Source organism: Koromonas humicola, assembly GCF_059726255.1.
Map to the genome: position 1 here is coordinate 1912244 of NZ_AP040873.1, position 23755 is coordinate 1935998.

The window sequence follows — 23755 nt, forward strand, 5'->3', positions numbered from 1 at the left end:
ATAAATCCCTGGACCAAGTACGGCTGAGATGATTTCTATCGTTGCAGAAAGTTTCATTCCCGTCGAACGGATTGAAGTTTCGGTGTTCACCATACCGACCGATCAACCCGAGTCCGATGGAACCGCTGAGTGGGACAGCACTACTCTCGTTCTGGTTGAGGCCAGCGCGGGATCTGAAACGGGACTTGGATATGCGTACGCCGACCACGCCACCGCCCAACTTATCCGAGACACCCTGACCGGAGTTATAAGCGGAATGAACGCCATGTCGCCCACCGCCTGCTACATGGCAATGTGGCGACGCATACGGAACATTGGGCGCCCGGGAATCTGCTCGATGGGGATCTCAGCGGTTGATTGTGCACTCTGGGATCTAAAGGCACGGTTGCTGCAGATTCCTCTGGTCACGTTGCTGGGCCAGGTGCGGGCAAGTGCCCAAGTTTATGGCAGCGGCGGATTCACTTCCTATACTGACAAGCAACTTGCGGATCAGCTGTCCGGCTGGGTTGGGCAAGGCATCTCGCGAGTGAAGATGAAGATTGGCCGCGACCCGAAACGCGATGTTGAACGTGTGCGAACTGCTCGCACAGCAATCGGTGATGAAGCGGAACTCTACGTGGACGCCAATGGCGCGTATAGCCGCAAGCAAGCCTTAGCGCAAGCCGAAGCATTCGCAGACATCGACGTTCGGTGGTTTGAGGAACCGGTGTCTTCGGACGATCTTGAGGGCTTGCGGCTTATTCGCGATCGTGCGCCTGCACAGATGGAAATCGCCGCGGGCGAGTATGGGTACGAGATTTCCTACTTTCAGAGAATGCTTGCTGCCGGGGCGGTCGACGTGCAGCAGGCCGATATCACGCGTTGCGGAGGCGTCACGGGCTTTTTGCATGTCGCAACCCTTTGCCAAGCGCATCACGTGCCGCTCTCGGCACACACTGCTCCAGCCCTGCATACACACGTAGCTTGCGCAGCGGTGCCGCTCAGAAACATTGAGTACTTCCATGATCACGTTCGAATCGAGCGCATGCTGTTCGACGGTTTGCCGGAGCTCGTTAATGGTGAGCTTCGTCCGGACCTTTCGAGCTTTGGCATGGGATTGACGCTGAAACGCGCTGATGCAGCCAGATTCGCAGCTTGAAGTGTCAGATAGGAGCAGAACAAATGCCCGCCAGCAGATTACCCGTTCTTACCGTCGAACCACACCAATCTGTTCCTTACGTTCTCCCGGCTAAGGCTCCGGATTTTGCCGAGCTGAAATCTGAATTGGAGAGAGTGATAGATGGTGAGGTCCGGTTCGACGCTGGATCGAAGGCCATGTATGCGGTTGATGGCTCCAACTACCGTCAAGTGCCTATCGGGGTCGTGATTCCAAAATCCAGAGAGGATGTTGTTCGCACAGTCGCCGCTTGTCGCCGATTCGGCGCGCCCGTGCTGTCTCGCGGCGGCGGTACAAGCCTTGCCGGACAGACCTGCAATGTTGCAGTCGTTATCGACTGGTCGAAATACATGCACGGAGTGCTGGAGGTGAATCTTTCCGAGCGCTGGGCACGTGTGCTGCCGGGCACAGTCTGCGATGAACTGCGTGATCGCGCAATGAGCGATAGCAACAACATGCTGACTTGGGGCCCCGATCCTGCGACACACAATCATTGCTGTCTTGGAGGGATGATTGGAAACAACTCATGTGGCGCCCACGCACAGATGTCGGGCAAATGCGACAACAACATCGAAGAGCTCGAAATTCTGCTCTACGACGGTACGCGCATGAGCGTCGGCTGGATGACGGACAGCGACCTCGATCAACGAATCAGCCAAGGGGGCCGAACTGGAAGTATCTATCAAAAGCTCAAGTCGCTGCGCGATCGATATGGCGACCTGATCCGGCAAAGATATCCTGCGATCCCGCGTCGCGTTTCCGGCTATAACCTCGATCAGTTGATCCCCGGAGAAGATGGTCGCTTCAACGTGGCGAGAGCGCTTGTAGGCAGCGAAGGTACTCTGGTCACGGTGCTTGAAGCGAAGTGTCGTCTGATCGATGCGAAGGCACAGCGAGTGATCCTGATGCTCGGCTACCCGGACGTATATGAGGCCGCCGACCACGTAAAAGACATTGATCCATTTCAGCCAACTGCCCTGGAAGGAATCGACCACCGTCTCTACGAGAACATCATGAAGAAGAGTGCTCGGAATGAGAGATTCCTGGGGATGCTGCCGGAGGGCAAAGGGTGGCTAATGGCCGAGTTCGGAGCAGACAAGAAAGAAGATGCTCTGGAATTAGCAAATCGCGTCATGGACACACTCAAATCAAAACCCAACGCTCCAAACATAAGATTATTTACCGACCAGGAGGACATGGAGCATCTCTGGAAGGTGCGCGAATCCGGATTAGGGGCAACAGCCTTCGTGCCCGGTGAACGCGACACATGGCCCGGCTGGGAGGACTCTGCCGTAGCACCAGATAGGCTTGGCGAATATCTCCGCGAACTGCGGGCGCTCTACAACAAGTACGAATACAATCCGGCGCTTTATGGACACTTCGGCCAAGGGTGTGTGCATTGCCGAGTTGATTTCGATGTGACCAGTACCGCGGGGATCAAGAAGTGGCGCTCGTTTATGGAAGAAGCCACAGATCTCTGCGTGAAGCATGGCGGCAGCTTGAGCGGAGAGCATGGGGACGGCCAGGCGCGTGCCGAGTTTCTCGACAAGATGTTCGGCGCCGAATTGATCCAAGCTTTCCGTGAATTCAAATCTATATGGGACCCCGATTGGAAGATGAACCCGGGCAAAGTGGTAGATCCCAATCGGATGGATCAAGATCTCCGACTTGGAGCGAGTTACCATCCGCGCGAAGTACAGACGTACTTCAAGTATCCCGATGACGGTGGCAGCTTCGCGCACGCCGCTCTTCGCTGCGTCGGCATCGGCAAGTGTAGAAGGAAGGATTCCACGAACCCGCAAGACGACACCATGTGCCCAAGTTTCATGGTCACACATGAAGAGCGACACACAACGCGAGGGCGCGCCCATCATCTTTGGGAGATGCTAAACGGCGATGTCATCGCGAACGGCTGGCGCGACGAAAGCGTCAAAGAGGCGCTCGATTTGTGCCTCTCCTGCAAAGGTTGCAAGGGCGACTGTCCGGTTAACGTGGACATGGCCACTTACAAGTCCGAGTTTCTCGCCCACTACTGGGAAGGACGAGTCCGCCCCCGCCATGCATATGCATTTGGTTTCATCGATCAATGGTCGCGTGTTGCTTCGCTTGTTTCAGGGTTCGTGAACCTTCTCACACAAACGCCAGTCTTAAGTGCCATCGCAAAGAAGGCTGCAGGCATGCCGCTCGAGCGCCGAATCCCAGCATTCGCGCCGGAGACCTTTAAGACATGGTTTGTAAAACGCGGCATTCAAAACGAAGGAGCGTCTGAGGTCATTCTCTGGCCCGACACATTCAACAACTTCTTCTTCCCCGAGACTGCAGAAGCTGCCGTCGAAGTGTTAGAGCAGCTTGGATATCGAGTACGCGTTCCCATGCAGCATGTCTGCTGCGGACGGCCGCTGTATGATTTCGGTTTCCTCAGGTCAGCCAAGCGGTACCTGGACAGAGCGCTTGATGCGCTCGCGCCTGATCTTGTGAAAGGGACACCGATCGTCGTACTGGAACCGAGTTGTGGCTCGGTGTTTCGCGACGAGTTGTACTCCCTAATGCCCACTTCGAAGTGCGCTGGCCAACTGAGACAAAACACGTTCTTGTTTTCGGAATTCCTGGAGAAAAAGATCCAAGAATTTCCGGTATCACCACTGAACAGAAGTGCCATCGTTCAGGGGCACTGCCACCACAAGGCCATCATGAGCATGGACGCGGAAACAGCCGTCCTGAAGAAGATTGGGCTTGATGCGCAGGTATTGGCATCTGGCTGTTGCGGGATGGCTGGCTCGTTCGGATTCGAAAAGGACAAGTATCCCGTCTCGGTAGCCATCAGCGAACGCGCTCTCGTCCCTGCCGTGCGAAAGGCCGGACTCTCCACTTTGATCATGGCCGACGGGTTCAGTTGTCGCGAGCAGATTGAGCAGCAGACCGGACGTCACGCGTTGCATCTTGCGGAGGTCGTGCGTGCAGCTCAAGATCGCGGAAACGGCCTTGCGTTCATGTACCCCGAGACAGGAATCGTCAATCGCCGAGAAGCCTCACTACTCCGCTCTAAGCGGCGCACGCTGGGAATGGTAGCTGGCCTGGTGGTTGGAGGCGCAATTGTTTCCGTATTGATGAGAAGAAAATCAAGGAGGTAAAAACATGGTCAACGCAATCGGCAGAAGAGAGTGGGTCATCGCGGAAGGCTATATTCCTCCGGAGAGTCACGGTCCCGAGCCTCAGATGACGAGCCACGAAACTGTGTGCATGCTTAATGCTTCTGATCGAGAAGCACACGTGGAAATCGAAATCTATTACGCTGATCGTGATCCGGTAGGGCCCTACCGAGTGACTGTGCCAGCGCGGCGTACACGACACGTGCGGTTCAATGACCTGCGCGATCCCGAGCCGATTCCTCGTGCCACAAACTACTCTAGCGTGATCCGCTCCGACGTGCCCATCGTTGCTCAACATACGCGACTGGATTCACGCCAAGCGGACAATGCTCTTATCACTACCATTGCGTTTCCGGGCGCCGCCTGAGGGCAGCCTGTCAGCGACGTAAGCATCTAGTGATGTATCAGCAAAAGGGAGATCAGCATGACTGCGGCCGACGTTTTGATTGAAACCTTAATCGACTGGGGTGTGGAGCGAATCTTTGGGCTTCCTGGCGATGGTATCAACGGCATCATGGAGGCACTACGAACGCATAAGGACAAGATTGATTTCATTCAGGTGCGTCATGAGGAAGCCGCCGCATTTATGGCGTGCGGGCATGCAAAGGTGACGGGAAAGTTGGGGGTGTGCCTCGCAACCTCCGGTCCCGGGGGTATCCATCTGCTGAATGGTCTCTATGATGCCAAGCTCGATGGCCAACCTGTGCTCGCGATCACAGGTATGGCATTCCACGACTTGATTGGCACACACACGCAACAGGATGTTGAGACCGACAAATTGTTTATGGATGTCACGGTGTTCAACCAGCGTGTCATGGGGCCGACTCACGTTGAGAACGTAGCCCATCTCGCCTGCCGCACAGCATTGGCGTATCGAGGTGTTGCCCACATTGCATTCCCGACCGATATACAAGAGAAGCCAGTCGAGAAGCGTCAGCGCTCAAATCGAAACATACCGGGCCACGCCGAAACAGACATTCACACCCACTCGGCGCACATTCCAGAAGAAGCTGACCTCAGGCGTGCAGTCGAGATACTCGACACAGGAAAGCGCGTCGCTATTCTCGCAGGCCAGGGTGCACTCCACGCCACCGATGAACTCCAACTCATCGCGGAAAAGTTAGGCGCGCCAATTATCAAAGCATTACTGGGAAAGGCCGCGGTGCCGGACGACAGCCCATACACCACTGGGTCGATTGGGCTGCTGGGCACCCGACCTTCGCAAGAAGCACTGGAAGAATGCGACACACTGCTGATCGTTGGGTCCTCGTTCCCGTACATCGAGTTCTATCCCAAGCCGGGCGATGCGCGCAGCGTTCAAATCGATCTAAACCCGTCGCGCCTTGGACTGCGCTATCCCGTCGAGGTCGGACTCGTGGGGGACAGCCGACGTGTATTGCAGGCATTATTGTCAAAATGCGCCGGTCATCGTGACAAGAGTTTTCTGCACAAAGCACAAGAAGGCATGAAGGACTGGTGGAAAACCATCGAGTCACGCGGCACCAGTCGTGATGAGCCGATGAAACCACAGGTGGTCGCATGGGAACTGAACAAACTCCTGCGAAACGACGCCATTGTCACATGCGATAGCGGGACGATTGCGACATGGTGGGCACGCGAGATCATCGCAAGACGCGGCCAGATATTCACGCTGTCTGGCAATCTCGCAACAATGGCGCCGGGACTGCCCTATGCCATTGCAGCGCAGTTTGCTTATCCGCAGCGCCAGGTAGTGGCCTTTGTCGGTGACGGCGGATTCACCATGCTAATGGGCGAGTTTGCCACGGCAGTTAAGTACCAGCTACCGATCAAGATCGTCATCGTGAAGAACAATACGCTCGGCCAGATCAAATGGGAGCAGATGGTCTTCCTAGGAAATCCTGAGTATGGATGTGAATTGCATCCGATCGACTTCGCCGCTTTCGCGCGCGCTTGTGGCGGAACAGGCTTTAGCATCGACAAACCTGCGAATTGTGGAAACGTGATGCGGGAATTTCTGCAAACTCCGGGCCCCGCCTTGCTCGAAGCCGTTGTCGATCCCCTTACGCCTCCGCTACCTGCAAAGATCAAATCGGAACAGGCAATCCGCTTTGCAGAGTCGCTTGCTCGTGGAGAACCGAATCGTGGCCAGATCGCACTCACGGCAATCTCCGATAAGGTCCGCGAGTTGGGGTGAATATCACTTTAGGTGTGAAGCGCACACGAGTGGCCACCTTGCGGCCAGCGCTCAAGGGCCGTTCGCTCCAAACGATGCTCACCTAAGGTGTGCTGCTTCAACCTGGTGCCTGGTCTAGTTGACGACCGAAATTAGAGGCTTGTCTGTTTGCGCATTCATGAGAACGAACCGAAGCACGGACATCATCTTCGTTCTAGAGCTAGTTGGCGAGGGCTGCCAGACATCTCTGAACAGGCGGCACTGTCAGGCACTGATTCTCAAAAGAGCCGTAGGGTCGGTTATCTCGAAACAGACCTCGGCAGTACAGTAATCGCATTCTACTCGGTGCGTACCTGCTTTGAGTTCTGCGGTCCTCATCGCCGGGAATGTACGAAGACAATCGGGGCACGTAACTACAACGTACTGGCCGGTCGAGGGGTTCGGTATCCAGACAGGCGTTTTGCAGCGTTTACCCTCACGTGGCCGGGGTGGAAGAACGTCCAACAGCGAGTCCATTTTGGCTAGTAGGTCCGCAATCGAATAGCTTCCCTTCTCGAAATAAGCATCTGCCAAGACGCTCTCCGGAACGTCAAGCCCTACGAACTCGCCACTCACGGCGATGACAGGGAGTCGCGGGAAACGATAACGAACTACTGACAGGAACTCGAAGCCGTTCATGTTCGGCATGCGAAGGTCTGAGATGATTATGTCCGGCAAAGCTTCTTTGAGGGTTGCCAACCCGGAGAATCCATCCTCCGCACAGAGAACTTCGAACCCGCGCGATTCCAGGATGGCTTTGGTCGTCTGTCGAAACCCCGGATCATCGTCTACGAGGAGCACGCGAAACCGAAAAGTCTTCCCCGACACGTTCATTTCAGGGTCAACCTTCTGCGTACTACGAGTAGCGAAATCCGAAGTCATCCACTGGTCGATCTCAGACCGGAGCGCAATCACAACGCTTCGGTTGTGCGCGTTCGGGCGGCGGACAGGTAGGCCAAGTTCAGCTTCCCAGCGCTGAACCGTGCGAACTCCTTTGCCCAAGTAGTTCGCAATCTCTTTCCAAGAACTGAACATATCGGAAGAAGAAGACAAGGCCAGTCCTCCTTCAATGTAATCGTTTGATGCCGCATCCAGAGTCTAGAACCATAGCTTCTAGCTCGGTCGTTCACGGCCAATTGATGCAGACGCACGCGCTCATGGAGTCCATCCATACGCTATACTCACCGCGAACTCACCCAAGGTATGCAGCAAATTTTGGAACTCCAAACTCAGCCTCCGCCTCGGTCACCTAACCTGCAGCCACTCTAATGGCCGAGGTCTCCACCCGAGAACCCGCTTCGCCTTCCCATTCGAGACGCCAGTCAGCCTCGTAGCGTAATAAACCGCATCGTCCCCGGCTGTTACCTTCGCTTCCTCCTCGCTGATGTGCGGGGGCATCGGGGCGCCGAGATACTTCGCAAAAGCTGGAAGCCACACACATTGCGGCGAAGGATCGTCGTCCACCAAATTGTAAACACCCGCTTCTGCAGTCAGTGCCATCACGGTTGCAATTGCGGCATCGTTGATGTGCACAAATGACGACACGCCTTGTCCCTTGCCCACAACCGGATTCTGCTGGTGCATCACCATGTCCGCCGCGGACCCGCCGGGGTGGTACCACGTCTTCGGCCCATAAAAGAACCCATATCGTAGCGCCACACCCTCAATAGCATTGGAACTGAACAGTCGCGCTTCAAGTTCCTTATAAGTTCGCGCACTCGCGGCCACGCCTGGACTCGCGTTCACATCAAGTGGAGACGATTCGTCTGCCAGAGCCCCTTCGGTCGCCTTCAGAAAGAAGCCGCTCGACTGCTGTAGATACCGCCGCACGCCCGTCGCAATCGCCGCGCGAAACAGATTGCCTCCGCCCTGGAGTCTTAGCTTTGCGTCCCCCGCAGCGTATTTGCGCATCTCGCTTTGGTCTTTCGGCAACGACGTCAACTCATCGATGACGATTTCTGCCCTTGATCGCCTCAGGGCCTCCTCCACCGCCGCGGCATCAAATGCATCCACGATCGCTGCTGAGGCACCCTGATTCTCCAGGAACTTGGCCCGCGTCTCGCTCGTTGTCATCCCTACGACACTGTGCCCCTGCCTTAACAACTCCGCAATCAAAGGTTCACCAATAGCACCGCTCGCCCCTGCCACAAATACACGCATTTTCACCCCTCTTGACTGCATTGCATCACGACGAATCGCAGCAACTCCCCGCAGGGGATGCCGATAGCTTACACTCGAACTACATGCTCAACCGAGGCTACGCCTACACCACCATCATAAGCAGCAAATACCATGGACAAATCCTGCTCTCCCACTTGGCAAGCCTTTACCCCCACTCAAGCCCAGAGGTCTGGCAACGAAATCTGAACAACGGCGAAGTCACCATCAACGGAGTCACCGCCACAGGAAGCGAACCGCTCAATTCAGGCCAAACGCTTGTCTGGAACCGGCCACCCTGGATCGAACCAGACTGCCCTCAGCACTTCGAGGTTCTGTTTGATGACCCTCATCTGTTGGCGGTCAACAAACCCAGCGGCCTGCCCACCCTTCCCGGCGGCGGATTCATCGAAAACACCCTTCTGCGCTTGGTGCAAAAGCACACCCCCGACGCAAACCCTGTGCACCGTTTGGGCCGAGGCACCTCCGGCATCGTCCTCTTCGCTAAAACTCCGCAAGCCGCTTCTAATCTAGAGGCGAACTGGAACACACCCAAAGTTCAAAAAATCTACAGAGCACTGGGTCAAAACATTGCTGAGCATGACACCTACGAAATCCTCACACCCATTGGCCTCGTACCGCACCCGCGCATCGGTTCCGTGTGGGCGGCCAACCCAAATGGCAAGCCGTCCAAATCAACGGCAAAGGTGATCTCACGCGCCACAAGCACCACAACATTTGAGGTACGTTTACATTCGGGCCGCCCTCATCAAATCAGAATTCATCTGGCGTCGATCGGCCATCCTCTGCTTGGCGACTCTCTGTATGGCTTAACAGGCCAGCCTCTTGAAAATCTGCCCGGCCTCCCCGGCGATGGAGGCTATTTCCTACACGCCCAATTTCTAAAATTCCAGCACCCGATGACCGGAGAACAAATCAATCTCGAGGCAGCTTTGCCGTCCGGTTTCTCATTGCATAGGTAGCTCACGTCCGAAAACAGGGTGGCCGTTGAAACCTGCGCGATCCCACCATCAATCGATAGCCAATAAAACAGCTCTGTCCGCACGCTCATTGTCGTAGCTAGATGCTTGACGCAGATCCGTTTATACTCGCTAAACTGCACTGAAATGCGAAGAAAGGACCCGCAGCGGAGGTGCTTGTCTGGGCGGACGGCCTAAATTACGGCGGTCGCCACGCGAATTGCTAATGCGTGACAGCCTGAATTAACATGACAAGCCGAATTACCTGCGGAAGAGAGAGTGTGAGGCACTAATGGCAAAGAGCGTGAACAAGGTTATTCTCGTCGGGAATCTGGGTAAAGATCCTGAAGTCAAACACACGAGCAGCGGCACGGCAGTGGCCAGCATGACTGTCGCTACCAATGAGCGCTACAAGGACAAGTCTGGCGAATGGCAGGATAAGACTGAGTGGCACAATGTAGTGCTCTGGCAACGTCTGGCCGAAATCGCTGGCGAGTATCTCAAGAAAGGCCGAACGGTTTATATAGAGGGTCGGCTCCAGACGCGCTCCTGGGAAGACAAACAGGGACAAAAACGCTACACCACTGAGATTGTAGCCAGTGATCTGGTTCTTCTTGGCGGAGGTCGAGGAGACGACTACGGCTCAGGCGCTAGAAGCTCTCGCTCGAACGACTTCGACCAGAGTGGCCCCGGCGAATTTGACTCCGCCCCCACGCGCGGCACCGAAATCACCGACGACGATATTCCGTTCTAGGATTCACCTACCTCCTATACGTAAACATCTATGTATATGGAGTAGCAGTCGTAGCTGTGGAAAAGTGGAAAACGCGAGGCGTTTTCCTGCGAGGTGGAAAACTCAGCAAATGAGTTTTTCACCTCTTGTTTTCGTTAGCTCATCCTTTTTACTCCCAGCAGTTCCCTCTCCGAACCCGCCCCCCAGGGAAGCAATGTCACCGAGAGGCGACGCGAACGTTCCTCTCTCGATCAAAAAACTTCTGAAGTTAGCACCGCACATTGCCGATAGCACTCTCGAATACCCATTAGGCGTTGAGCATGAAGAGAGTTCTAGTTCTCGCCATCGCCATGATGGCCACAAGCGTATTGTTCTCGCAAAGTACTGCTGCCCAACCGCACGGCCGCAGCGCCCCAGTTTCTGCACTTGCAAGAAAGTATGCAGCGAACGACATCGGCGCGGAATCTCCGGATCGCGTCATCCGCAACTTGAAGCTCATTCTGCGTCCGACAGCCAGAGTTCAGTCGGACTTGGACCAACTGCTCAGGCAACAAGCGGATCCCAACAGCCCTAATTATCAAAAGTGGATCACGCCGGACGAGTTCGCGAGACGATTTGGCGCGCCAGATGATGCCGTTCAAAAAGCGGCATCCTGGCTTCGGTCAAACGGAATTAGCCAAATCAGAGTCTCGCGAAACAGACGCTCCCTCACTTTCTCCGGGCCCGTATCAAGGATTGATTCAGCGTTTCACACTTCTATACATAAGTTCCTTGTGAATGGCAGGGCCCACTTCGCAAACACAGTTGAGCCTGTTGTGCCCCGCGCGATAACCAGTATTGCCGCTGGAGTGATCGGTCTTGATGATCTATCCGACCGAGCTTCGCCAAAAACTCCCCTCCCACAGTTTGCAAGCGCAGCAAACGGGAATCTGTTGGCCCCGGATGACCTCGCCACGATCTACGGGATTCAACCACTGTTCAAGATGGGCATTGACGGCACCGGAATCACCATTGCCGTCCCCGGTATCGCGAGCGTTTTCATCGATGATTATCGTTCCTTCCGCACAAGGTTCGGACTACCCCCGAACGACTATTCTGCGGTGATGGTTCCTGATGCCCCAAGCACATTGGGGCCAAGCATTTATTCACTCGAGGCGACGCTCGACCTCGAACTCGTAAGCGCAATCGCGCGCAACTCGCGCATTCTGTATGTTCAGTCATCCGACGTACTGGCCAGCGTGCAGTATGTAGTCGAAAACAACTTGGCGCAGATCGTTGCATACTCTTACGCCGAATGCGAACAGGACGGCGGAGGTTCCCTCGCTTCGTACTATTACGCACTCGCGCAGCAAGCCAGTGCGCAAGGAATAACATGGGTGACCGCCACTGGAGATAATGGAGCGGCAGGCTGCGATTCTAGCGGCGGCTCATCAAGAGGACTGGCTGTGACTTTGCCCGCCAGCGTCCCAGAGGTCACAGCCGTCGGTGGCACAGATTTCAACGATGCAGGCGGCGAATATTGGGCAGAAAAGAACAATGCAATGTCCGGCAATGCACTCTCGTACATCCCAGAGATTGCCTGGAGCACTGCAGAGAAAACCGGGGTCGGCACGACCGGAGGAGGCGGCGGAGCAAGTGGATATTTTCCACGCCCTTCATTTCAGAACGGGGTCGGTGATCCGTCCATCAACGGCAGGATGGTGCCAGACGTCTCTCTTGCAGCGGCTCTCGGCTATTCAATCGTATATGCAGGAAATCAACAAATCGTAGCCGGGACCTCTGTTGCAACCCCTGTGTTCGCGGGAATGCTTGCTCTTGTACAACACTACTTGATGAATCAAGGCGCAATCGCGAAACCGGGTCTCGGAAACGTGAACCCAGCTCTGTACTCGATTTTCGCAAACAACCCATCAGTCTTCCACGACGTAACAGCAGGGTCGAACAAAGTTGCATGCGCCAGTGGAATACCCGACTGCACAAACGGACTCCTCGGCTGGGACGCATCGGCAGGATACGACATGGCAACAGGGCTCGGCAGCGTTGATGCTTATGCGCTGGCCTCCACCTGGTCCAGCATTTCACTGCCTATGCAAACGAGCGTCTCCACCACGACGCGACTCTCAGCCGTTGTGAATCCCGTCTTTCTCGGCGGAATTACATCTTGGACCGCCTCGATCCAATCATCATCCCCACAAGCTATGTCCGGCACTGTGATGTTCAAGGTCGGAGACAAACTGCTCGGCGCAGCACCGGTGTCGAACGGAAGAGCGGTCCTCACAAACGTCGCAGTGAATTCTGATAACGGCTTCAGCATTGGCTCGGCACAAGTGACAGCGGAATACAGCGGAGACTCCGTATTCGCACCCTCAACTGCGGCGTCAGTACTAAGTGTCAGTGCTCCGACATACACCATTTCCGCCAGCCAGACCACTGTTGCGAGTGGGGCTAGCGTCAGCCTAGCGCTCACGTCTTCGGGGTATAGCGGCACCATCAGCTTCTCAACCGCGATCTCTTCCCCGGACGGCACACCAGCCAACTTGACGGCAAGCGCAGCACCTGTGAACCTAACTGTCGGCGGTACGGCTGCCTCTGTGGTTTTGATTACGAGTCGCAGCAGGTCGGCCTCCCTATATCGCTCCACTCCGCTGCTTGGGTTCGGTCCTAGCGCCATTGGAGTTCTGGTGCTCGTCGCACCGTCTGTAAACTGCAGAAAACGCAAACTCGCGCTCTTTCTCGCCGTTATCGCCGTCGCGTGCTGCGGAGTCCTCGCAGCGTGTGGCACTGGCCAATCGGGCGTCACGAAACGTACCACGACACAGTCTCCGCACACCTACATCGTTACGATCACAGCTTCCGGATCTGGAATCGTATCGAACCCCACTCCCATCAGTATCACTGTGACAACTGACTGATCGGCAGACTTGCCCGCATCCACTGGCGCAAATTCAGAGACGACGCACAGTGCATAGGCGACATCTGCATCAGAGTGACATTTGGGAGGGCTTAGTGCCAATCACAACTTTGTTCCTCGACCTGGGCGGGGTTCTGCTGACGAACGGGTGGGATCGGAATTCGAGAGAGCTTGCGGCAAAAACTTTTGGTCTTGATCGCAAAGAAATGGATGAGCGCCACCATCTCACCTTCGATACCTACGAAGTCGGGAAGCTCACTTTAGACGAGTACCTGCATCGTGTGGTTTTCTACGAGCAGCGAAGCTTCACCGAGCAGGAATTCCGCACGTTCATGTTCTCGCAGTCAAAAGCGTTCCCCGAAATGGTGGATCTCGTGCGGACGCTTAAGGCTCAATACAGATTAAAGATTGCAGTGGTGAACAATGAAGGCCGCGAACTGAATCAGGCGCGCATCCAGCATTTCAAGCTGAACACATTCGTAGACTTCTTCATCTCATCCTGCTTCGTCCACGTGCGAAAACCAGATCCAGACATCTATCGCATCGCTCTTGATATTGCACAGGTTCCACCTGAACGAGTTGCATATCTGGATGACCGCCTGATGTTCGTGCAAGTAGCGGAGACCCTTGGTATCCACGGAGTCCATCACACTGACTACGAGTCGACCTGCAAAAAGCTCTCTGCGCTTGGTCTCAACCTTGAGGAGCGGCGCGCAATGCGCGAGCTAGCCTGAACCTCAGTCCAACGTTCCCTGCTCCAATACGACGTTTTCCCGAACAATCAACCGGTGTGCTGCCATTTCTTTCAGTTTTGGCAGCACGCGTTGCACGTGTTCATCCGTGTCGACAAATGTCACCACAACCGGAAGCTTTCCTCCGGCCTCTACCAGCGTCGCAGTCTTCACGCGCATACGCCCCAAGAAGCCAGCTACGGCGTGATACGCGACCGCGCTGAACACGTTCTGTTCCCGGAGATACTTGAGAACTTCCAGATGCAACGCCCGCCTGTGCCATTCATCGCTCTCAAGCAGGTACATCGTCACCTGAACAGCCATTTTTCTTTCTCCCTGGGTCACTTGCCCAGATTCCACGTTCATAGGACTCATATGCTGCGAGCAATCATAGCTCCGGCCAGAACGCCAGCCAGGCAAAGTAAGTTGTTCGCCAACACATTCGATGCAAATAGCACATAGTGCCCCTGCTCGAACAGCGAAAAACTCTCGAAAGCGTAACTTGAAAAGGTCGTGTACGAGCCACAAAAACCCACCGCGATAAGCAAACGCCACCGAGGATCGGGCAATGCGCGCTCCGTACTCCACACAAGGAACATCCCGAGGAGCAGGCTACCGGTTGCGTTAATCAACAATGTGCCATACGGGAATGAAGCAGTAGCTAGCTTAGCTACAAAACGACTGACAAAATACCGTGCGCTGGCGCCCACAATTGCGCCGAGGGATACCCACAAATATGCGAGCACTTGACGAGAATCTCCTGGACTTCGACTGGTAGGAGTTATCAGCCGCACTCGTCCAGCAAGCGCAACGGTTAGAAGCGAACTCCATCGCTTGTCTGTATTTTACCAACTCACGACAGAGAACCGCCAGATACTATTCGTGCTCTGCTTTCGGTCTCCCGAGCGTTCATAATCTTTGCCCGCCACGTATTCTCTGCTGCGGAGTTTTGTACTACACTCTCCCCTTCAAAAATCGGAGGTCTATTGTGCACCGTCGAATTGCGTGTTTGGTTGTGTTGTTTCTCGCCTTTCCCACGGGAGTGTTTGCTGACTTCCATTACACCGAATCGTCCCGTATAAGCGGCGGGTCCATCGTAGGCATGATGCGCCTTGCGGGAACGTTCAGTAAACAAGCGCGTCAGATCAACGACCCGGTGGTGTCCAAGGTCTATGTTCAGGGCGACCGGATGGCACGCATCCAGACCGACAGTTCAGAGATCATCGATCTCGATAAAGAAACGGTCACCCACATCGACCACCAGAAGAAGACGTATTACACAATCACCTTCCAGCAGATGAAGGAGCAGTTCGAGCAGGCGCAGCGTGAAGCCACGCAACGCTCCGAAGCCCGCCAAAAGCCGGAGCCAGCAGACGCCGCGAACATGAAGTTTGATGTAGCGGTCCGAAACACTGGGGCTACGAAACAATTCAGCGGCCTCGACACAAAAGAATCGATTCTCACGCTCACTATGCAAGCGACAGACCAGGAAACAGGACAGACCGGGAATGTCGCAATGACGAATGACCTTTGGATGGCTGCCGAGATTCCGGGTTATCAGGAGGTCCGCGACTTCAATCTGCGCTATGCGAAGAAGCTCGGTGAAGTGTATGGCAGCGTGACGGCCCCTATGCTCGCATCCATGCGATCTCAGATGGCTGCTGGCTCGACGCAAGGAATGGGCGAGATGGCAAAAGAAATATCGAAGCTGAAGGGCATTCCGCTATACACGGTGATGCGGATGGGAAGCACACCGGACGGCAAACCACTCCCTGCGGCGTCTGAAGCACCACTTCCGCCTGAGAGCCAGGAAGCGAACATGCCTAGCAAAGGCGAGATGGCAAAGGAAGGCGCGAATAGTGCCGCAACCTCAGCTATTGCAAGCAAACTTGGCGGTCTGGGCGGCATGATGGGCGGATTTGGCCGCAAAAAGAAGCAGCAGGACCCCCCAACTCCTCCGCCCAGCGAATCGAGTCAGCAAGCAAGTATGGTTCTGATGGAGATGACAACTGAGATGGGTGGTTTTTCAAGCGATCGCTTGGATGGATCACAATTCCGTCCACCCGCAGGATACGTTCAGGTTCCGATTCCCGACCATTCTAAAGCTAGATAGGACCAAGGCGCTGGTGCTTCCCTGCCCAGCGCCTTGTCTTATTTCTCGCTTGTATCACCTGCGCTCTGCGTAGCGCTGATCGAAGTAGCTTGGTAACGCTTGCCGTCGAAATGCGCAATCACCGAAACTGGTGTTCCAACCTGCAGGCTTGCCGCGCTCTTCTCACTCGCCGGGTCGAAATAGAGTTCGTAGTTATTCCCGTCGGCCTTGTTATCCAGCGCTAGCACGCCGTCCCGAACATCGAGATGCGTTAATATCCCGGCAAAGACGTACGATTGTCCCGGCGAAGCAAAGACGGTGATGCTCTGAGCGTCCGAATGCTTAGCCGCTGCCGTAAAGATCACATCAACCAACGATCCGGGTTGAATATCGGATACCGTCATTGGACGCCCGTCGCGAGCACCAATCTTGGTCTGATCGGAGATTGCCAGTCGTACGGTCTCTCCGCTCAGTCGATCCTGTAACCGGACTTGCCCGCCGAGGTTCTCGATCACCTGCCCGCTCGCGTGCGCAGGTCCAGCCGTACCACGCACTTGTATTGTCTTAGCGAACACCTGCGCCCCGAGGGCCTGGGTGTCAACATAAACGCGATTGCCGGGATGAACCGCCAGAATCGTCGTCTCTCGCCCATTGTTCAAAATGCGAGTTCGCTCGTCAAAGTAAACAACGAGTCTGTTTCCGCCCCCAAAGGGCTCCACTGTCACGCGGTTGTGAACTATATCCACCTTGCGAGCGATTCCCCCAATTAGGGACAAGTCAGACTTGGGCAGCGGCTTCGGTTCCAGCAGTGGGTCTCGAGCATCAGGAGAGCCCGCAGCATCCAACATTTCGGTATGAGGTTCCCCCGTCGCGGCAGGCTCTATCGGAGCCGGAACTGGCTTATCTTGCTTGGGGGATTTCTCGTTCGACGATTGCTGCCCGTCCGTGCCGTTACTCTCGGCTTTGGCTGCAGTTCCTTTGTCAGGATTCTCTTTTTGCACCGCAGTCTCAGAAGTTGTGCCGGAAGTCTGCAGCGAGCTTGAATTCTGAGCGAATCCAAGACTCCCAAATACCAGCAAAACTAGGGCGGCAAGGCTTAATTGCTTCATGTTCTCCCCACAAACAGAGTCTCGAGTCGTTAGATGCAGAATGGGGCATCAGCACGCGACTGAACTGCTCCTACAACGGATTCCGAGTCGCTCCCATCTAACCTGCGCATGTGGGGTGTTGCTGCATGAGATCCGCAGTCAGTCCTTTTCGCGTAGAAAACCTGAAACGTCCGAACTTCGCCTCTGCTGCTCGCTACGCAGCTGCGATACTCATTCTTCTTGTTTTCACTCTCGCTACAGTTCCAGGAATTGCCGCCGACATAAAGCTCAAAATACCGAAGCGGACCAAGCCCACTCCAGTGCAACAACTGAATCAGGAGGGCGTTCGTGCGCTCTCAAAGAACGACATCGCTCGTGCAAAGCGGGCGTTCTATAAGGCATACCTGATCGATCCCGATGATCCCTTCACGCTCAACAATCTGGGATACGTAGCTGAACTCGATGGCGAAATTGAGCGAGCACAGAAATATTACGACCTCGCCGCCGCCAGTAATTCCAACGCTTCAGTGGTCTACACGAGCAATCCTGAGCTGAAAGGAAAGGAAGTTTCCAAAGTCGCGGGTAACGCCGTGAGTGCCCCCATGCAGGTCAATCGGCTGAATGTCGCGGCTATGGGTCTTATGCTCAAGGATCGTGCTCCTGAAGCCGAGCTCGCGCTTCGTAAAGCGCTGGCTCTCGATCCGAAGAACCCGTTCACACTCAATAATTTGGGCTACGCTCTCGAAAAGGAGGGTGAACTGGAACAGGCGATCCGGTGCTACAGCCTGGCCTCGGGCACAATGTCCAATGAGAAGATCGTAGTCGCCCTGAATCGCAGTTGGCGTGGACGCAGCATCAGCGAAGTTGCAGGCATGAATGCTCAAGCCGCCCGCCGCGAACTGAGCAATGAAGGCTCAACAGAGGCAAAGGTGGCGCGCCTCAACCTCCGGGGCGTCTCCGCTCTTAACCGCAATCAGCACGCACAGGCTCGTCAGTATTTTCAGGAAGCTTACCGACTCGACTCCGGAAATGCATTTTCATTGAATAACATGGGATACGTCTCCGAGGTGATGGGCGATCGTGAGAGCGCAGACTTCTACTACGCAAAAGCACGCGAAGCCTATCGCAATGGAGCTCGTGTAGCCCTCGCCACCCGCAAAGACCTTCAGGGAATGAGGCTTTCCGCGGTTGCTGACCAGAACCAGCAAGTCGTCGCTCAGGCACAGGAACGGCAACTTGCGGCCTTGCGTGCCCAAGGTGCGCGCCCACTTCCCTTACGCACACGCAACAACGCAGTTGTGCAGGAGCCAGCAACTCCTCCGACGCCCGAACCTGAAACACCAGTTCGTATCCTTGCGGAGGAGAATGCCCCTCCTGAACGTCCCGCGGTCATGGCCAACAATACTCAGCGCCCGCAACAGCAACGCCCGTCTGCTGCTGCGAGCCAAGCTCCAACCGGACAACAGACTTCAGCTGCAGCGCCTACACACTCCCAACCTGCAGCACCCGTTCCAACCACTCAGCCAAATCCGGAGGACGATAAGCCGCTGCTGCCTGTCATCCCAGACGAGACCCCGTCTCGGTAAGCCTTCACGTAACGTGCAAACCCCTCGGTCGACTGTGCTACCTTGCTCAGATGAGCAAGCCACCGGTTGTCTGGACCATTGCCGGCTTCGATCCGACCTCTGGCGCAGGGGTTACGGCCGACCTGAAGACTATTGCCAGCCACAATTGCTATGGTGCCTCTTGCATCACTGCCCTGACCGTTCAAAACACTCTCGGGGTGCGGCGCGTGGAAGCAGTTTCCGCGGCCACTGTCAGCGAGACGCTTTCTGCATTGCTTGAGGATCTTCCACCGGCCGCCATCAAGATAGGCATGCTCGCAACAGCCGAAGTCGCCTGCGTTATCGCCGATTTTCTCAAGGGCTGTACCGATTCCTGCCCGATCGTTCTCGATCCCGTGTTGCGATCCTCCTCAGGAGCCGAGTTGCTTTCATCTACTGGCATCCAGGTTGTCTTGGAACGCCTGCTCCCGCTTATCACGGTCGTGACCCCAAATTGCTCAGAGGCGGCGCTACTTACCGGACTCCCGAACGATGATGCCGAGGCGCTGGCAACCGCTCTTCGCAAATTAGGGCCCAAGGCTGTGGTAGTGACCGGAGGCGATCGTCTGGAATCGGAACGAACTCTGCCTGCATATTCCGAGGACACTCTCGCTTACGAGTTAAGCGGAATGGCACTCACCGAAACCCTGTCTGCTGCCCGACTGGAATCCACCTCTACACACGGTACCGGATGCGCATTCTCAACCGCCATCGCCTGCTCCCTAGCCAAGGGGAACAGCATTCCCTCCGCCGTGACCGCAGCCAAAGCATTCGTAACGCGCGCCATTGAACTTGCACCCGGACTGGGCAAGGGACACGGCCCCATGGGGATCGAATACGTCGGCAGGAGCTAGCGAAACTTCTATCTGGGGCCAACCTGTCGTTGGCCACGACGGTCTAAAAATTCAGTACTTTCGATTAACTAAACAGGCTTGGGATGGCCCCTTGCACCCAAGCTCTACCGGGCTTCGAGTGAAGTATGGTGAAAGTAGATGCAGGTCATTCCACCTATCACGAACACTTGTGCATTGGCAAGGGTTTTGCAACTTTATTTTGCTCAGGGTTGACCTCCCTTATGCCCGGTTCATACAATCGAAAGGTCGCTTTTAGGTCCTAGACCTTAGGCGTGAAGTGCAGGGGGAAATTCTTTATCGAGGTGTTTGATTGCGACGAGTACTGACCCATTCTGTGTACGCACTGCTTCTGCTAGGCGGCACCATGGGAGCGGCACCCGGCCATACAACATCGGCTTCCCCGAGCGCGCCAGCCTTTCTGCCCCTACCGGAGCAGAAACCGAGGGAGTTCGTGCCTGCTGCCAAGCCGTATCAGGTGGGCAAAGCTTCTTGGTATGGCGGTTTCTTCCAGGGTAAAGCCACGGCGAGTGGTGAAGATTACGATATGTTCGACTTCACTGCCGCTCATCGCGAACTGCCACTGGGTACGTTCGTGAAGGTAACAAATCTGAAGAACCTGAAGTCTGTTATTGTCCGCGTAAATGATCGTGGCCCGGTGACTCCAGGAAGAATCATTGATTTATCGTATAGCGCTGCCCGCAGCCTTGGTATGAGCAAGAAGGGCCTTCAGAAGGTCCGGGTCGATATTGTCGATCCCCAGACCGCGGAAATGGCAATGGCAAACCAGCCCGCCGCAAAGCGCTAATTACTCTTCACACGACATTAAACCCGGCCCCACAGCATACCCCCGCTGTGGGGTCTTTGCTTTTTCGCAGCACCCCAAAGCCGATCCGCCTAAGGTATTCTTCTTCTATGCAAGACCCGCGAGAAAAACTGATCGTTGCTCTAGATGTCCCTGATGCCGAGAAGGCTCGTTCGCTAGTACAAGGATTGGGTGAAGCCGTTAGCTTCTACAAGGTCGGCAAGGAACTATTCACAGCCGAGGGCCCAAGCATTGTTCGCCACCTGGTTTCAAGCGGCAAGCGGGTCTTCCTGGATCTCAAGTTTCACGACATACCGAATACTGTCGCTGGAGCGGTCCGCAGCGCAGCCGCACTCGGTGTCTCGATGCTGACCGTGCACGCTTCGGGCGGTTCAAAAATGCTCAGAGCCGCGGCCGAGGCTGCTTCACAAGGCTCAGTGAAACCTACCGTGCTAGCCGTCACGGTTCTCACTTCGATGTCGCAGGAAGATCTGCTCGACGTCGGTGTGCAAGGCGGAGTGGAATCTCAAGTGCTGCGGTTGGGCGCGCTGGCGATCAACGCGGGATGCGGCGGGCTTGTTGCTTCCGCGCAGGAAGCTGCTAGATTGCGACAGACACTCGGGTCAGGTTTCGCCTTGGTCACCCCGGGGATCCGACCGGCGGGAGCGGTTGCAGCCGATCAGGCTCGTGTAGTGACCCCCGCTGATGCGATTCGTGCGGGCGCCAGCCACCTGGTTGTGGGGCGACCGATTACCTCCTCCGACGATCCAGTCAGTTCGGCGAGAGCGATCGCTCACCAAATTCAGGACGCCTGCAAGGAATGACACAAAAAAGCTCCCGACCGCAGCCGGGAGCTTTCCGTAAATACCAACTTATTTATTTGGGCTCTGCGTTCCCGTGTCAGTCGAGTTCTGGGCGGGCTTGGATTCCGTAGCCGAATCCGAAGACGTGATGGGCTTTGCATACTCCGGCGTGCTAGTAGAGTCCGGGTTGCTGCTCATGCTCCTCGGTGCTGAAGTGCTGTCAGTTCCATTCGTCGCAGGAACAGAGGGATTTGATCCAGGGCGCGTGTCGTTGTCCTGCGATTGCCCTTTCTTTTCCGTCTGTACACCCGTCGCCGGAGTCTCGCCCCGCGGGGTTACGCCTTCGTTCGGAGTCGCAGGAGTGCCCATAGCGCCCGGACGTTCGGCTTGATTGGACTGCGTGGCCGTTCCGCTCTGAGTCTCGCCTTGCTTCACTGCAGGCAGATCGCCTCGCGCATCCGTATGCGACCCACCGGTTTGCGGTGCTGACGATGTTGAGCTACCGGTCTGCGAATCCATCGTAGTCTGAGCGCTGGTGCTCTGTGAGGTAGTCTGAGAGCTCGTGCTCTGCGCGAAAGCCATCGTGCTGGCCATCAGCGCAACAGTACCTACATAGATCAGTTTGTTTTTCATCTTGAATGCTCTCCCCATTTCTCGGTTGCGTAGACGAAGGGCACAACGCGTAGGTTCGAGTATCTGTCGAACTAGAGGCTTAGAACCATTCTTGCCGTAGGAGGTTGGGCCGTTCCAAAGCCTTGATTCCATTTTCAGAGACACAGAATCATTGCCGGAACGCGTCACCCGCTATAATGGTGGAGCTTTGATTCCGAATAGCCAAAAGTTACTTTTTGCCCTGATTCTGCTGCTCTCATTCCTCACCGTATCGGCCATGGGGCAGGCTGCACCTGGCACTCAGTCGGTGCTGGTACTCCCGTTCGACAACTCCACTCATCAGCCCGGCTTGGAGTGGATTAGTGAGGCTTTTCCAGAAATCCTGGGACAAAGGCTCGGCACGCAGTCGCTCTTCCTTATCAGCCGCGACGATCGCCAGTATGCTTTTGACCGTCTTGGGATCCCTGTGAATCTGCATGCATCGCGCGCAACTCTGTACCGCATTGCGTCGCAACTCGATGCCGATTACATCGTCCTCGGCAGCTATTCGTACGACGGGCAAACGTTTACGTCCCGCGCGCAGGTCCTCGATATGAAGGCATTGCGCCTCTCACAAGATCTGGTTGAGAGCGGCCCGCTCACCGAACTCCTCAGCATTCAGACGGCTTTGGCGTGGGACGTACTTCGCCAGATACGACCTTCTTTCTCTGAACCTCGGCAGACCTTCGTCCAACGCGCGCCGGCGATTCGCTTAAATGCATTTGAGAACTTTATCCGCGGCGTAGTCGCGACCGGCACTTCGGACAGGATTCGGTATCTCAAAGCTGCCATCAGCATCAATCCCCAGTACGCGCAGGCAATCATGCTGCTTGCAAAGACGTACTACGGAACGCGTGACTACGATCAGGCCGCAAATTGGTTTGCGAAGATTCCTTCGGACGATGCCTCCACCAATGAGGCCCATTTCCTGCTCGGGATGTCGGCTTTCCATCTTGGACAGTTTGAAAAGGCTGCCACTGCCTTCAAAGCTACTGCGGAGCACGTGCCGCTAACCGAAGTTCTTAATAACATCGGTGTTGCTGAGAACCGCCGGGGACGGCATGACGCTGCTGACTACTTCCAGAAGGCGGTTCAGGCCGATGCGTCGGATGCCGATTACCATTTCAACCTTGCGATCGCCCTTTACCGCAAGGGAGACCTCGCGGGAGCTCAGAGACAGCTAAAGGAGACTCTCAGCCGTCGCCCTAATGACACCGAAGCGCGCCAGTTTCAGGATGCTCTGAACGCGACTTATGCTAGCGCGATCCGCACCGCCCCCCTCTCCGTGCCGCTTACCCGAATCAAGCGCAATTATGACGAGAGTTCGTATCGCCAACTCGCGGTCGAGCTCCAGAAGGCGATCGATGAATCGGTAGGCAAGGCTAAACCCACGGAGCGCCCCACGATGCACATTGAACGCGCCCGGGAATTCCTAAAAGATGGCGCGGCTCCAGAGGCGGAGAAACAGTTCCGAGAAGCGCTGAACCTCGACCCCGGAAACGCGGAAGCTCTCGCAGGACTCGCTCATGCGCTGGTGATTCAAAACAAGTTACCTCAGGCGCGCAGTGAGGCGCAGAATGCGTTAGCCGTTCAACCTAACGCCGAAGCCTACCTTGTTCTGGCGCGGGCGGACCTCCATGACCATAAGAGCGGACCAGCCGAGCAGAATCTGCAGAAGGCCTTGGCCTTGGACCCGTCGAATGAGGACGCAAAAGCTGTGCGGCAGGAGATTCAAAACCAGCGAGCGGATCTAGCACAGTAGGACGCCGACCACACTGGGCGATTGCACGAATCACGTGGCAGCGTTAGATTTGTGCCGGCGCGCAAGTCTGCCCAAGTGAAAACAATGC

20 protein-coding genes and 1 riboswitch are annotated in these 23755 nt (G+C 55.7%); of the genes, 14 read left to right on the forward strand and 6 right to left on the reverse strand.

Going from position 1 to position 23755, the window contains the following annotated elements; all coding sequences use genetic code 11:
- Nucleotides 1-28 precede the first annotated feature (28 nt).
- From AC6IZD_RS08290 to AC6IZD_RS08305, 4 genes are read left to right on the forward strand one after another with little or no spacing between them, the layout of a single operon-like run.
- Nucleotides 29-1138, forward strand: coding sequence for an enolase C-terminal domain-like protein (locus tag AC6IZD_RS08290; RefSeq protein ID WP_497787218.1), 1110 nt, complete (start codon nucleotides 29-31; stop codon nucleotides 1136-1138).
- Between the two features lie 23 nt (nucleotides 1139-1161).
- Nucleotides 1162-4287 (forward strand): FAD-binding and (Fe-S)-binding domain-containing protein, encoded by a 3126-nt coding sequence (locus AC6IZD_RS08295; protein ID WP_497787219.1) that lies wholly within the window; start codon nucleotides 1162-1164, stop codon nucleotides 4285-4287.
- A 4-nt stretch (nucleotides 4288-4291) separates the two neighbouring features.
- Entirely contained in the window at nucleotides 4292-4672 is a 381-nt protein-coding gene (locus tag AC6IZD_RS08300; protein ID WP_497787220.1) for a sensory rhodopsin transducer, read from the forward strand.
- A gap of 57 nt (nucleotides 4673-4729) precedes the next feature.
- Complete coding sequence (locus AC6IZD_RS08305) at nucleotides 4730-6481, forward strand: thiamine pyrophosphate-dependent enzyme (RefSeq protein ID WP_497787221.1); 1752 nt, start codon at nucleotides 4730-4732, stop codon at nucleotides 6479-6481.
- Between the two features lie 243 nt (nucleotides 6482-6724).
- On the opposite strand, the gene AC6IZD_RS08310 is transcribed toward AC6IZD_RS08305, so the two are convergent.
- Both AC6IZD_RS08310 and AC6IZD_RS08315 read right to left on the reverse strand, forming a co-directional pair.
- Nucleotides 6725-7552: a response regulator gene (locus AC6IZD_RS08310; RefSeq protein WP_497787222.1), complete on the reverse strand. Its 828-nt coding sequence runs from the start codon at nucleotides 7550-7552 to the stop codon at nucleotides 6725-6727.
- A 192-nt stretch (nucleotides 7553-7744) separates the two neighbouring features.
- Nucleotides 7745-8659 carry an NAD-dependent epimerase/dehydratase family protein gene (locus tag AC6IZD_RS08315; RefSeq protein WP_497787223.1) on the reverse strand — a complete coding sequence of 305 codons (915 nt, stop codon included), beginning with the start codon at nucleotides 8657-8659 and terminating at the stop codon, nucleotides 7745-7747.
- 11 nt (nucleotides 8660-8670) lie between these two features.
- On the opposite strand from AC6IZD_RS08315, the gene AC6IZD_RS08320 reads away from it, so the two are divergent.
- The 4 genes from AC6IZD_RS08320 (at nucleotide 8671) to AC6IZD_RS08335 (ending at nucleotide 14014) form a co-directional block, all read left to right on the forward strand.
- A complete protein-coding gene (locus AC6IZD_RS08320; RefSeq protein ID WP_497787224.1) occupies nucleotides 8671-9639 on the forward strand; it encodes an RluA family pseudouridine synthase in 969 nt (322 codons plus the stop codon).
- Nucleotides 9640-9928: 289 nt separating this feature from the next.
- A complete protein-coding gene (locus AC6IZD_RS08325) occupies nucleotides 9929-10390 on the forward strand; it encodes a single-stranded DNA-binding protein (RefSeq protein WP_497787225.1) in 462 nt (153 codons plus the stop codon).
- Nucleotides 10391-10689: 299 nt separating this feature from the next.
- Nucleotides 10690-13281, forward strand: a complete 2592-nt coding sequence (locus tag AC6IZD_RS08330) for a protease pro-enzyme activation domain-containing protein (RefSeq protein WP_497787226.1) — start codon at nucleotides 10690-10692, stop codon at nucleotides 13279-13281.
- A gap of 94 nt (nucleotides 13282-13375) precedes the next feature.
- Entirely contained in the window at nucleotides 13376-14014 is a 639-nt protein-coding gene (locus tag AC6IZD_RS08335; protein ID WP_497787227.1) for an HAD family hydrolase, read from the forward strand.
- A gap of 3 nt (nucleotides 14015-14017) precedes the next feature.
- Here AC6IZD_RS08335 and AC6IZD_RS08340 read toward each other — a convergent pair whose 3' ends face one another.
- Nucleotides 14018-14335, reverse strand: a complete 318-nt coding sequence (locus tag AC6IZD_RS08340) for a DUF190 domain-containing protein (RefSeq protein ID WP_497787228.1) — start codon at nucleotides 14333-14335, stop codon at nucleotides 14018-14020.
- A 47-nt stretch (nucleotides 14336-14382) separates the two neighbouring features.
- Nucleotides 14383-14805 (reverse strand): fluoride efflux transporter CrcB, encoded by a 423-nt coding sequence (gene crcB, locus AC6IZD_RS08345; RefSeq protein WP_497787229.1) that lies wholly within the window; start codon nucleotides 14803-14805, stop codon nucleotides 14383-14385.
- A riboswitch (Fluoride riboswitch) is annotated at nucleotides 14780-14855 on the reverse strand. (Overlaps the previous gene by 26 nt.)
- Before the next feature lie 144 nt (nucleotides 14856-14999).
- Here crcB and AC6IZD_RS08350 point away from each other — a divergent pair.
- Nucleotides 15000-16124 carry a hypothetical protein gene (locus tag AC6IZD_RS08350; RefSeq protein ID WP_497787230.1) on the forward strand — a complete coding sequence of 375 codons (1125 nt, stop codon included), beginning with the start codon at nucleotides 15000-15002 and terminating at the stop codon, nucleotides 16122-16124.
- A gap of 38 nt (nucleotides 16125-16162) precedes the next feature.
- Here the strand turns inward: AC6IZD_RS08350 and AC6IZD_RS08355 are convergent, their stop codons facing one another.
- Nucleotides 16163-17212 carry a hypothetical protein gene (locus tag AC6IZD_RS08355; RefSeq protein WP_497787231.1) on the reverse strand — a complete coding sequence of 350 codons (1050 nt, stop codon included), beginning with the start codon at nucleotides 17210-17212 and terminating at the stop codon, nucleotides 16163-16165.
- Between the two features lie 125 nt (nucleotides 17213-17337).
- Between AC6IZD_RS08355 and AC6IZD_RS08360 the strand changes: the two genes are divergently transcribed.
- The 4 genes from AC6IZD_RS08360 to pyrF all read left to right on the forward strand — a co-directional run bounded on the left by AC6IZD_RS08360 (nucleotide 17338) and on the right by pyrF (nucleotide 21275).
- Nucleotides 17338-18777, forward strand: coding sequence for a tetratricopeptide repeat protein (locus AC6IZD_RS08360; protein WP_497787232.1), 1440 nt, complete (start codon nucleotides 17338-17340; stop codon nucleotides 18775-18777).
- A gap of 50 nt (nucleotides 18778-18827) precedes the next feature.
- Nucleotides 18828-19649 carry a bifunctional hydroxymethylpyrimidine kinase/phosphomethylpyrimidine kinase gene (gene thiD, locus AC6IZD_RS08365; protein ID WP_497787233.1) on the forward strand — a complete coding sequence of 274 codons (822 nt, stop codon included), beginning with the start codon at nucleotides 18828-18830 and terminating at the stop codon, nucleotides 19647-19649.
- 310 nt (nucleotides 19650-19959) lie between these two features.
- Complete coding sequence (locus tag AC6IZD_RS08370; RefSeq protein ID WP_497787234.1) at nucleotides 19960-20454, forward strand: septal ring lytic transglycosylase RlpA family protein; 495 nt, start codon at nucleotides 19960-19962, stop codon at nucleotides 20452-20454.
- A 107-nt stretch (nucleotides 20455-20561) separates the two neighbouring features.
- Nucleotides 20562-21275: an orotidine-5'-phosphate decarboxylase gene (pyrF, locus tag AC6IZD_RS08375; RefSeq protein ID WP_497787235.1), complete on the forward strand. Its 714-nt coding sequence runs from the start codon at nucleotides 20562-20564 to the stop codon at nucleotides 21273-21275.
- A 48-nt stretch (nucleotides 21276-21323) separates the two neighbouring features.
- Here the strand turns inward: pyrF and AC6IZD_RS08380 are convergent, their stop codons facing one another.
- A complete protein-coding gene (locus tag AC6IZD_RS08380) occupies nucleotides 21324-21887 on the reverse strand; it encodes a hypothetical protein (protein WP_497787236.1) in 564 nt (187 codons plus the stop codon).
- A 151-nt stretch (nucleotides 21888-22038) separates the two neighbouring features.
- On the opposite strand from AC6IZD_RS08380, the gene AC6IZD_RS08385 reads away from it, so the two are divergent.
- Nucleotides 22039-23667, forward strand: a complete 1629-nt coding sequence (locus AC6IZD_RS08385; protein WP_497787237.1) for a tetratricopeptide repeat protein — start codon at nucleotides 22039-22041, stop codon at nucleotides 23665-23667.
- The last annotated feature ends 88 nt before the right edge of the window (nucleotides 23668-23755 follow it).